Source organism: Acinetobacter sp. AOR12_HL (genome assembly GCF_027855275.1).
Classification (GTDB): Bacteria; Pseudomonadota; Gammaproteobacteria; order Pseudomonadales; family Moraxellaceae; genus Acinetobacter; species Acinetobacter baumannii.
On sequence record NZ_JAKTIJ010000028.1, the window covers coordinates 1 to 11,363 of the forward strand.

Sequence of the window (11,363 nt, forward strand, 5' to 3'; positions counted from 1 at the left end):
AGAGGTGGTCCCACATGTTTGAACAACTAAAAGCTTATTTATAAGTGATACTCTGCTCTAGTTAAGCTACCTTATTTTGTTGTGGTAGCTGGTCATAGTAAAACTCATCTGGAGTCATTTTGTCCAGACTCGAATGAGGTCGTTTCAAATTATAAAATTCAAAATATGCGTTTAATTGCTTCTTCGCATCCAAAACATTGCTGTAGGCTTTGAGATACACCTCTTCATATTTAACGCTCCGCCATAATCGTTCAACCATCACATTATCAACCCATCGACCTTTACCATCCATGCTGATTTGGATGTCATTTGATTTCAATACATCAATAAATGCATCACTGGTAAACTGACTGCCTTGGTCTGTATTAAATATTTCAGGTCGACCATATTTTTCAATAGCTTCATTTAATGTTTCTATGCAAAATGTAACCTCCATACTAATCGATACTCTATGCGCAAGTACCTTGCGGCTATGCCAATCAATCACAGCACATAAATAAACAAAGCCTTTTGCCATAGGGATATACGTTATATCCGTAGACCACACTTGATTACTGCGCTGAATAGCCAATCCTTTGAGCAGATATGGATATTTGCGGTGAGCTTGATTAGCCTGGCTTAAATTTGGTTTGCAATATAACGCATTAATGCCCATTTTCTTCATTAAAGTACGTGTATGACGTCGTCCTATATGATGTCCTTGACGATTCAACAAATCACGCATCATACGGCTACCTGCAAAAGGGTATTGCATATGTAACTCATCCATACACCGCATCAGCTTCAGATCTGATGCACTCACAGGTTTTGGGCGATAGTAATAACAACCACGGGAGACTTTCAGCAGCTGAGCTTGCTTAGATACTGAAATCTGAAGTGAGTCATCGATTAACTTTTGTGGTTGAAGCGGCCCAGTTTCTTCAACACACCTTCTAAAAAATCAATTTCTAATGCCTGCTCACCGATTTTTGCATGTAGTTTTTTTAGATCGATGGGTGGTTCTGTTGGAGCTTTTGATTGATCGAAAGCTTGCGAGGAAGCTGAAATCAGTTGATTTTTCCAGTCGATAATTTGGTTTTGATGAACATCAAATTCAGCACTCAATTCAGCAAGTGTTTTTTCTGCTTTAATCGCAGCAAGTGCTACCTTAGCTTTAAAATCATTTGAATGATTTCTTCTTGGTCTACGTGCCATAAAATACTCCATATATTGATGTTTATAACATCATTTGGGGAGCAAAATATCACTTATAAGTGTTGTTCAAATTTCCTGATCCACCTCTCTAATTTAAAACAAATATCATTTTGTGTGCTTGACTGTAATAGGGCAGAGCACTATCCTTTGCCTGCTGGTCACATTACCAGTCAGCTTTTGACAGAGCTGGTACAAAAGGCGCACAACAACGTATTATTTCGTTTTGTGCGTACTCCTAAGTCACGCCTTTATGGTGAGGCTAGGAGGGGCACGCTTGCGTGCGCTGGTTTCCTTTTGTACCAGTCTGTCAACCCTTCTAGTCTTGCCACCATTATTTGACAGTAATTGGTAAGACTCTTTTAAATCAAAAGGAGTCCGCACATGCGTACTATTTCTTATTTATTGGCCTTTGCCAAATTCTCTCTATTTATACCGCCTAAACAGTCATTAAAACGGCTCAGTAGATCGTAGGTTTTCTACGCCTTAAGTATCGTTACGACTCAAAATCATAGCAACAATAAACCCGAGATAGGCGAGCACACCATTTTGTGCGGTTTTCGCATGCCTGTATTTAGCACTCATTTTAAGAGTGACGGCATTTTTATCTCTTTTATATACAACAAAAAATTATTTTAAGCGGTATACATGAAAAATTTAGGCGCTTCATTTAGAGCATTACACGTGCTCCACATAGCATCGGATTTATTTAAACAATACGGGTTTCATAAGGTTGGGGTAGACCGAATTATTAGTGAAACTAAAATTTCCAAAGCTACTTTTTATAACTACTTTCATTCAAAAGAACGTCTGATTGAAATGTGCCTCTTACTTCAAAAAGATACTTTAATGGAAAAAGTAAGAGTGGAGATAGAAACGACTCACTATTCAACTTTCGCTCATAAACTCAGGCAAATCTATCTCTTACATGCCAATTTAAAGAGCGCTTATTATCTGTTGTTTAAAGCAATTTTTGAAATTAAAACAAGTTATCCTACAGCTTACCAAACGGCAATACGCTATAGACGATGGATTAAAAATGAAATTTTCTGCCTGCTTATGGAAACTAAAAAAGCCGTTTCATATGCCGAAGCGGAAATTTTTATATTTATGATAGATGGGACAATTTTAGGGCTTTTGACTTCAGACAGAGTCGAAGAACAAACCAAGTTGTTAGATTATTTTTTAGTGAGGGTTAACTAAATTTATTGAGCTAAAGAATCAGTATTTTAGAATGAATTAACTATCTTTTTATTTTGAAATAATGATTTCTTAATTAAAAATTAACATGATTTATCTTTTATTTTATTGTTCTAGATTTTAAAAAGGACAAGTTATTTAGACTAAAAACTCACGGAATACTAAGAAAAAGTGAGTTTATAAAATCTGAAATAAAAATAGATGAAGACTTAACAATATAAATTTTTGGAGAAATTCGTGGATGATCATGATTTAAAAAGAAAAGTCGGCACGCTTGAAATGGTCGTAGCCATGCTGCTTTCAGGGAGTATTGGTCTATTTGTGATTAAGTCAGGTCAATCACCCGTTAATATTGTATTTTTCCGTTGCCTTATTTCAGCACTGTGTTTAATACCGATTTGTTACTTCTATGGTCATTTTAAAAAAGTATACTTCGGTAAAAAAGAACTGTTTTTAATGGTGACTTCGGGCCTTCTAATTATTTTTAACTGGGTTCTACTGTTTGCCGCTTTTCCTAAAACTTCTATTTCTTTAGCGACGATTGTTTATCACGTGAACCCGTTTGTCATTTTATTTTTAGGGGCTTTGGTCTTTCATGAAAAGCTCAATAAAAATGATGTGCTATGGACCATCATTGCTTTTATAGGGCTAATCGTGATTATAGGCTTAGGCAGTGCTTCGGTGAACTCTAATGAGTTGGTCGGCTTGGGGCTGGTTCTTATTGCCACAACACTTTATTCAATATCGGTATTAATCACTAAAAAATTAAGTAATACACCGCCTTTATTAATTGTATTTATACAAACTCTGAGCGGGGCGATTGTCATGGCTCCGTTTATTTCGGTTTTTGAAAACCCGCCGATCGGTCAACAATGGCTGTTTGTGGTCGGATTGGGAGTTTTGCATACTGCATTTCTCTACTATTTAATGTATTCGGCGATTAAGAAAATACCTTTAAATAATATTGCGATCTTATCTTTTATTTATCCAATATCGACCATAGTGATTGATTATTTCTTCTTTGATCATGTGTTGACTAGTACTCAAGTTTTAGGTGCAGGTTTAATTTTATTAGGCGTATTGGGCGTGAAGTTGTATTGGAATATTTTTGCGTTGAAGAGCGCCTAATTTTATTCAAATATAATATCCATTTAATTTTAAACGTGTTAAAAGCTCCTTTGAGAAAAGGGGCTTTTAGTTCTTTTTCTTTTATTTAATAAAAGAATTCATTGATGCGGTCACTAATTTTTTCTTGAAGAAATGAGATTAGTTTGGCACATTGCTTATAAATACTATTTTAGGCAAGCGTTGTAGCAAGCAGTTATTAGCACAGTAAAACGATAAATCTTAGAGTATAACTATGAAGCTTAAAGAATTAGCAGGTTGTGAGGAGTGCGATACCGTCTATCGTAGAGTCCCGCTTGCTTACGGAAAAAGAGCTTATTGTGTCTGCTGTGGTGCAGAGCTTTATCGGCATACCAAGCCTTTTACTACATTGTTAGCTCTAATTTTAACGGCCCTCATTGTATTTGTTATTGCCAATAGCTTTCCCATTGTCAAAATTGAACTGCAAGGCAACATATCCGAAACCACTTTACTGGGCGCCGTGTGGGTAATGTTTCATTACGATCGGGCATTTGTCGGTGTTCTTATTTTAATTACTACATTCATTGTGCCACTTACATATTTGTTATTGCTGGGCTATGTACTCGGTACGGTCAGTATATTAAAGAAATGCCCCCAATTTTTAGTCGGTGCTTTGCGAACACTTTATTTTATGAGAGTGTGGGGAATGGTTGAGGTGTTCCTGATTGGAATTCTGGTCACGCTTGTAAAGCTAATGGGCATGGTTCTTGTTATTCCGGAAATTGCTCTATGGGCATTTGCGGTCTTGAGCCTATTAATGGTTTATATTACTTCCGTAAAGGTGAGTGATATATGGAATGAAATTGATAGGTCACAGCCATGGCAAAAATAAAAAATGTGACTCCTGAAAAAATCACAAATACCAATATGATTTTAAAACAATATCCAAGAGCCAAAGATCTTTCACTGATATTGTGTCATTGCTGTGGGTTATTGAATTCTTCAAAAGTAAATAAAACTGATGCTCATAAAAATCAAATTCTCCGCTGTGTTAGATGCCATAGCGTTTTACACGAGCGTAAGCCGGGAAGTTTAAATCGTACCTTCGCTTTAGTGGTGGCTGCGACCATTCTCTATATTCCTGCAAATGTCCTTCCTATGACGGTAACTGACTCTCTTTTGGGCCGTCAGCAAGATACCATCATGAGTGGGGTCATTTACTTTTGGCAAAGTGGAGACTATTTGGTATCGGTAGTCATTTTTATGGCGAGTATTTTTATTCCGATGCTAAAGCTTCTTATTTTGTATTTCCTGTTGTTGGTTGTATATATACAGTCATCCGCGGCGTGGAAGTTTGCACCGGAGCAATGCATTAAACTCTACCGCATTGTTGAATTTGTAGGGCGCTGGTCCATGATTGATGTGTTTGTGGTAGCCTTACTTACTGCTCTCATTCAAATTCAATCACTTGCAACTATTTTAGCGGGACCCGGTTCAATTGCTTTTGGTGCGGTTGTGGTTTTAACCATGTTTGCATCTTTAAGTTTTGACCCACGTATTATTTGGGATAATTTTTATGCATCTCAAAATACAAATAAACCTAACCGTGTTTCTTCGGAAAAAAACACAATTATTCAGGCAGAACACTCGCCTTTGAATAATGATTCCATTAATCCCAGTCAATAAAAGAACAATGAGTATGTCTGAAAACAAAACAACCAGTGAGACCTCAGATCATCATGAAACAGATGTTGAACTGGAAAACATGAATGATTTACCAGAACCCCAAGAAAAGAAAAATCGGTGGAAGCCTCTACTAATCTGGATTATTCCACTTATTGCGCTGCTGATTGCGCTTTCTTTGGCAGTGAAAGCATTACTTTCTAATGGACCAACCATTGAAGTATCTTTTCGTACCGCCGAAGGTTTAGTCGCAGGTAAAACAACAGTGCGCTATAAGCAGGTAGACATTGGGGTGGTACGGCAAATCGATCTTGCAGAAGACCGATCTCATATTATTGCGCGCATTGATTTACGTAAGGATGCAAGCAATTTTGCTGCTCAAGATTCACGGTTCTGGGTAGTGCGTCCACGGATTGGGACAAGTGGGGTTTCAGGCATCGACACTTTATTGTCGGGTTCATATATTGAAGTAGATGGCGGGAAATCACCCGAGAAAAAACTTGAATTCACAGGTCTGGAAATACCGCCAGTGATTACGTCCGATGTGCCGGGCAAAGAGTTTTTCTTGAAAGCCGATGATTTGGGATCTTTAGATATTGGTTCGCCAATTTATTACCGGAGAATTAACGTAGGACAAATTACAGCTTATAAGCTATCTGATGACGGTAAAAGCGTAGAACTTCAGACGTTTATCCGTGCGCCGTACGATAAATTTGTAACGACTGACACACGTTTCTGGCAGGCAAGTGGTATTGATGTGACGTTAAATGCTTCAGGCTTTAACTTAGATACTCAATCGCTTGCAAGTATTGTTGCTGGTGGTATTGCGTTTGGTTTCCCTGAAAACTCAAATGCGACTGTCGCTGCTAACAAGAGCCGTTTTAATCTTTGGGACTCAAAAGCTGAAGCATTAAAAGAGCCGGATGGTCTACCGCGTGGCGTGATTATGTACTTTGATCACTCATTACGTGGTTTGGCTGTGGGTGCGCCAATCGACTTCATGGGTATTGAAATTGGTAGCATTAAATCAATTAATGCAGAGTTTTATAACAACTATAAGCAGATTCGCATGCGTGTTGAGGCAGTGATTTATCCTTCACGCGTTGAAAATGGTCAAGCACTCAATCCAAACAGCGACATTTTCAAAGATTTTGTTGAGCATGGATGGCGTGCCCAAATGAGAACCGGCAACCTCTTAACGGGTCAAAACTATATTGCTTTAGATAAGTTCCCTAAAGCAAAACCTGCCACTCTACAAATCTTGAATGATGGTCGTGTGGTAATTCCAACCACTGCAACAGAGTTAAGTGGTTTACAGGCACAGGTTTCCCAAATTGCTGATAAATTAACAAAATTCCCACTAGTCGAAATTGGGCAGGATGTTCGCAAAACGCTTAAGAATATGAATACAGCCATTGAGTCTACCGACAAGTTGGTTAAACAGCTAGATGGTAAAGTTGCTCCTGGTTTACAAGCAACCTTAGACGATGTTCGTAAAACTGTAAGATCTTCCGAGTCTATTTTGTCGAGCGATGCGCCGTTACAACAAGATGTACGTAAAGCACTACAACAAATGACTCGTGCGGCTGCGTCATTACAGTTAATGGCAGACTATATTGAACAACATCCTGAATCTATTATTCGTGGTAAGAGACCAGAGGCCAACGATGAAAAATAAAAAGAACCGATCATTGCAACACTCTAAAGTAGCCAAATGGCTGCTTGGGAGTGGAGTGCTTTTGACAGCGATAGCCATGACAGCATGTTCTAGTTCACCAACACCAAACTATTATACGCTTACACCTAAAGTGACTCCGGTCTCGAACTCAACTGTGCAGGTGATTGAGGTCTTGCCGGTCGGGATTCCAGATCGCTTAGACCGTGCGCCACTGGTGCTACAAGACAGTAATGGTAAGTCGACTGTACTTGATAATGAGCGCTGGACATCGACTTTGGGTACACAATTACGCGATACCTTATCGGCTGGTTTGCAACAAAAACTTGGAGCAATTGACAGTTATAGCAGTGGGCTTTCTGGAAACAATCAGCCTCTATATCGAGTTTCTACTGACTTTTCTCATTTTGATATTGTAGATAATAGCAATATCAACGTTGCCGTATCTTGGGTAGTGAAGCGCCAAATACCGCCTACGCAACTAGAATCAACGAATCCGAAAGTAATCTCGAATAGAGGAGCTCAGCTCAATTGTAGAATTGCGTTTAAACAGCCGATTGATCAAAAAGCTAAAAAAATGGAAGCAATTGTAAGTGCTTCAAATGAAGCGATGAGCCAAATTATTAATACCATCTCTTCTTCAATTGTGGCGCTAGATTCAAATAAAAAATCGATTATTAGCAATGGTGTCTGTTCGTAAAACGCATCGTTTTTAATCAACCCCTTTATTTGTACAACAGATAAAGGGGGTTTTTATTTTAGTTGCCTCTATAGGTTGAATAACCGTAAGGGCTAAGTAGTAACGGAATATGGTAGTGATTTACGCTTCCATCGACTTTAAAAATTACTGGAACCTCGGCAAAAAAAGTTTGTTGTTTGTTCTTCTTAAACCAGTCTTCAGTTTTAAAGGTAACTTTATAAACTCCTTGCTCTAGTTTTTTATTTTCTGGATAGAGCGCAGTAATACGACCATTTGAATCGGTCACTTGCTGGTTGAGTTTAACCCACTGGTTATTGGTATTTTTTTCTAAAACCACTTCAACCTGAGAAGAGGGCAAACCCGTCTCTAGGTTTAACACATGAACACTTAGTGGATTAGTTTGTGCAAATGTAGCTGAAGCTATAAATAATGAAGATAAAGCAATAAATGATTTAGTCATGATGAACTTCTTATGAACGAAAAACGGTTTCAATGGCTTTGCTTGCGCATTGATTGTCATTTTGTGCGCCGCCAGCACCTGCAACCCCAATGGCTCCGATCACTTGGTTCTCAAAACGGACAGGTACGCCACCGCCTAACAAAAGTAAATTTGCTACTGTAGTTAAATTTTTTGCATCGGGGTTTTGGTTACTATTTTGGCTTAAAACTAAGGTCGATGTTTTGGTAGATAACGCGGTATAGGCTTTTTTCTCGGCAGCCATTAAGTTATGCGGGCCCACCAACTCATGCCGTTCGGCAGTTAATGGATTACCACCGCGATCTACAACAACAACCGCAATGTTTTGATTTAATTTTTTGCATGCCTCTTTTGCACTGTCGGCTAGCAGGTGGGCAGTTTGAAGATCTAACGAATAAACTTGATTCAAAGCAGGGGGCTGTGCAAAAGTACTACTACCGAATAGCATGGCTGCTAACATCAGCCAGTTCAATTTTTTCATGATGATTGCCTCTATGTCGCTTTGAAAATCTTAAACAAATTGCTTAATTTCAAGCATGACAATCACATTACAAAGTTGTCATCTTTCAAATGAGTCTCTACAAAATGCGTATCCTTATTATTGAAGACGAGATCAAGATCGCCACTTATTTGGTCAAAGGATTAAAAGAGTCTGGATATCAAGCGGAGTGTGTTCACTTAGGGCTGCAAGGTTTGGAAATGCTAAAGAGAGATCAATATGACTTGCTTATTCTTGATGTCATGCTGCCAGACATAGACGGCTGGAGCGTATTACAAGTCCTACGCCAGTTTTCAAAAATTCCGGTGATTTTTTTAACGGCGAAAGATCAGGTGATGGATAGAGTGAAAGGTTTGGAGTTGGGAGCAGATGATTACTTGGCTAAACCCTTTTCCTATATTGAACTGTTGGCACGCATTAAAAGTCTGTTAAGACGACAGCAATATCTGCAAGAAAATGAGTTGTCTATTAGTGATCTAAAAATGGATATGGTTGGTCATAAAGTATGGCGTAGTGGCAACTTAATTGAGCTGAGTAAAACCGAATTTAATTTGTTGCGTTATTTGTTGCTCAACAAAGAGCAAATTGTGACGCGCAGACAAATTGGTTCCGAAGTTTGGAATATTAACTTTGACACCGATACCAACTTTATTGACGTCGCAGTACGCCGTTTACGAAGCAAAATTGATGAGGGATATGAATTAAAACTTATTCATACCATACGTGGCTTGGGCTATAAAATTTCGGTTAGTTTATGAACTTTAAATTTGTGCGTTCTCTTGAAGTCCGTATTACATTACTGGTCACGCTTTGTTCTGCCTTAATTTTATGTTCAGTCGGCTTTATGACCTATTTGGGTATTAACCAGATTTTGTTAAAGCAGCAAGATAAAGCTTTAGCAGACAGAATTAACCGTTTGGAAATTTTGCTGCAAGATAGCGAAAATGTAGAGCAAATCATTGCGCGGCCTAAGCTGTATCAAAACATGCTTGGCAATCAAGACAACTTATTTCTTTTTATTCATAAAGACAAAACTTTAATTAATATCAATCCGCTTCACATTCAACTACCTCCGCTTGCACAGCGCGACAGTCTTCAATTTCAAGATTTAGCTAACAACTCATATCCAACGAGAATTGCGTGGAAAACCATAAAAATTAATAACGAACCTTATCTGCTCATTGCAGGTAAACAATGGTCGGAACGCATTAATATTCTTTTACCTTTTCAAGAAAGTCTCTTGATCTATGTGGTCGGGGGCGTGTTTGCGATCTTTGTGCTTTGCATTTTAGTGTGTCATTTAGGTTTAAAGTCGCTACAACAGCTTCGCAAGCAAACTCATTCTATTAACGTAAATCAGCTACAAAAACGGTTAAACCTCCCAAATACACCTTTAGAAGTTGATCTGCTTTCAAAAGATATAAACCACATGCTTGAGCGTATTGAAAAGGGCTATACGCAGCTCAACCGTTTTTCTGAAGATATCGCACATGAGTTCCGCACACCTTTAAATAATCTGATTGGGCAAACTGAGATTGCTTTAACTGGTGAACGTTCGGTTGAACAATATGAAGATTTACTGGTTTCTCATTTAGATGATTATCACAGATTAAAACGCATGATTGATAGCATGCTTTTCTTGGCAAGAGCCGATCAGAAAATGGTGCTTGTAAATAAACAAGAAATAAACCTCCAAGATGTTATGGATAGGTTATGCCAGATTTTTGAATATCAGGCCGAGGAACAAGACTGTCATTTTAGTTTTAACTTAGAAGCTCAAACGTTATTTGCAGATCCTGAGCTTTTTCAAAGAGCCGTTTATAACCTGATTTTAAATGCGTTGGTTCACGGTGGTGACAAGCGAACTATTTATATCGCAACAAAACATAAGATGATTGAGCATAAGCAATGGGTGAGTCTGACTGTGGTCACGGGTGGTATTTCAATTGCTGAACATCAACTTGAGCATCTTTTTGAAAGATTTTACCAATGCCACGCAAGTCGAAGTGATGAGAATCAAACAGGTGGATTAGGTTTGTCGATTGTTGCTTCAATTCTGGATCTACATCATGGCCGCTATCGAGTTTATAACACGGTTGAGGGTGTGTGCTTTGAGCTTGATTTTCCAGTTGCAGATGCACTAAAGAAATACAATTAAATCCTTATTAATGTTGCTTAATTTTTAAAATTCACACTTTGTTCACAGCCCTCTGACGTATGTTTAAACGTATGAAATAAACAGAAGAGGGCAATCATGAAATTATTATTTAAATCACTTGTCATCAGCAGTAGCCTTGCAGCGGTCAATTTAATGCTTCCTTTGAGCACCTTTGCAGACACCAATACTAAACCTGTCGCTGTTGATTCTATTGATATTAATAAATACGCAGGTAAGTGGTATGAAATTGCGCATTTACCGATGTTTTTTCAGCGTAATTGTGTAGCAAATACAACTGCAAACTATTCTATTAACGCGGACAAAACCGTTGGTGTTTTAAATAGCTGTACGACAAAAAAAGGCGAAATAATCTCATCTGAAGGAGTTGCTTATCCGCAAAATGAAGGCAACAGTAAATTGAAGGTGAGCTTTTTACCTTCTGGTCTTAGATGGATTCCTTTTACAAAAGGCGATTACTGGGTTTTAAGAGTTGACCCAAATTATCAGGTCGCTTTAGTGGGTGGTCCAAGCCATAAATATTTATGGATTCTTTCTCGTAGCCCTCAACTTGATGAGGCGACATATCAATCTTATCTGCAAACCGCGAAAAGCTATGGCTACGACGTTTCTAAACTCGTTAAAACAACACAATCTAAATAGTGAAATTCTGGTTGCGTAGATGCTTATATTTAT

At 38.3% G+C, this 11,363-nt stretch carries 12 protein-coding genes; 9 read left to right on the plus strand and 3 right to left on the minus strand.

Going from position 1 to position 11,363, the window contains the following annotated elements:
• Positions 1 to 61: 61 nt before the first annotated feature.
• A protein-coding gene (locus MKL36_RS14275) for an IS3 family transposase (protein WP_085944219.1) occupies positions 62 to 1,206 on the minus strand; the annotation gives its coding sequence in 2 pieces (ribosomal slippage) (positions 62 to 942 and positions 942 to 1,206; 1,146 coding nt in all).
• A 633-nt stretch (positions 1,207 to 1,839) separates the two neighbouring features.
• On the opposite strand from MKL36_RS14275, the gene MKL36_RS14280 reads away from it, so the two are divergent.
• The 6 genes from MKL36_RS14280 to MKL36_RS14305 all read left to right on the plus strand — a co-directional run bounded on the left by MKL36_RS14280 (position 1,840) and on the right by MKL36_RS14305 (position 7,535).
• Positions 1,840 to 2,394 carry a TetR/AcrR family transcriptional regulator gene (locus tag MKL36_RS14280; protein ID WP_021511608.1) on the plus strand — a complete coding sequence of 185 codons (555 nt, stop codon included), beginning with the start codon at positions 1,840 to 1,842 and terminating at the stop codon, positions 2,392 to 2,394.
• Between the two features lie 234 nt (positions 2,395 to 2,628).
• The gene (locus tag MKL36_RS14285; RefSeq protein WP_021511609.1) at positions 2,629 to 3,519 is read left to right on the plus strand and encodes a DMT family transporter; all 891 of its coding nucleotides are present in this window, start codon (positions 2,629 to 2,631) and stop codon (positions 3,517 to 3,519) included.
• A 232-nt stretch (positions 3,520 to 3,751) separates the two neighbouring features.
• Entirely contained in the window at positions 3,752 to 4,369 is a 618-nt protein-coding gene (locus tag MKL36_RS14290) for a paraquat-inducible protein A (RefSeq protein WP_000768105.1), read from the plus strand.
• Positions 4,357 to 5,163, plus strand: a complete 807-nt coding sequence (locus MKL36_RS14295; RefSeq protein ID WP_001062699.1) for a paraquat-inducible protein A — start codon at positions 4,357 to 4,359, stop codon at positions 5,161 to 5,163. Before MKL36_RS14290 ends, MKL36_RS14295 begins: the two co-directional genes overlap by 13 nt.
• A 7-nt stretch (positions 5,164 to 5,170) precedes the next feature.
• Positions 5,171 to 6,838 (plus strand): PqiB family protein, encoded by a 1,668-nt coding sequence (locus tag MKL36_RS14300; RefSeq protein WP_002016783.1) that lies wholly within the window; start codon positions 5,171 to 5,173, stop codon positions 6,836 to 6,838.
• Positions 6,828 to 7,535, plus strand: a complete 708-nt coding sequence (locus MKL36_RS14305) for a PqiC family protein (RefSeq protein ID WP_021511610.1) — start codon at positions 6,828 to 6,830, stop codon at positions 7,533 to 7,535. Before MKL36_RS14300 ends, MKL36_RS14305 begins: the two co-directional genes overlap by 11 nt.
• A 58-nt stretch (positions 7,536 to 7,593) precedes the next feature.
• Here the strand turns inward: MKL36_RS14305 and uraH are convergent, their stop codons facing one another.
• Positions 7,594 to 7,995 carry a hydroxyisourate hydrolase gene (gene uraH / locus MKL36_RS14310; protein ID WP_000167347.1) on the minus strand — a complete coding sequence of 134 codons (402 nt, stop codon included), beginning with the start codon at positions 7,993 to 7,995 and terminating at the stop codon, positions 7,594 to 7,596.
• A gap of 10 nt (positions 7,996 to 8,005) precedes the next feature.
• Positions 8,006 to 8,473, minus strand: coding sequence for a GlcG/HbpS family heme-binding protein (locus MKL36_RS14315; RefSeq protein WP_085941192.1), 468 nt, complete (start codon positions 8,471 to 8,473; stop codon positions 8,006 to 8,008).
• A gap of 125 nt (positions 8,474 to 8,598) precedes the next feature.
• Between MKL36_RS14315 and MKL36_RS14320 the strand changes: the two genes are divergently transcribed.
• The 3 genes from MKL36_RS14320 (at position 8,599) to MKL36_RS14330 (ending at position 11,330) form a co-directional block, all read left to right on the plus strand.
• Positions 8,599 to 9,270: a heavy metal response regulator transcription factor gene (locus MKL36_RS14320; protein WP_001221364.1), complete on the plus strand. Its 672-nt coding sequence runs from the start codon at positions 8,599 to 8,601 to the stop codon at positions 9,268 to 9,270.
• Positions 9,267 to 10,670 carry a heavy metal sensor histidine kinase gene (locus tag MKL36_RS14325; RefSeq protein ID WP_001009557.1) on the plus strand — a complete coding sequence of 468 codons (1,404 nt, stop codon included), beginning with the start codon at positions 9,267 to 9,269 and terminating at the stop codon, positions 10,668 to 10,670. The genes MKL36_RS14320 and MKL36_RS14325 overlap by 4 nt, the downstream gene beginning before the upstream one ends.
• Before the next feature lie 96 nt (positions 10,671 to 10,766).
• Positions 10,767 to 11,330 (plus strand): lipocalin family protein, encoded by a 564-nt coding sequence (locus MKL36_RS14330; RefSeq protein WP_021511611.1) that lies wholly within the window; start codon positions 10,767 to 10,769, stop codon positions 11,328 to 11,330.
• Positions 11,331 to 11,363: the final 33 nt, after the last annotated feature.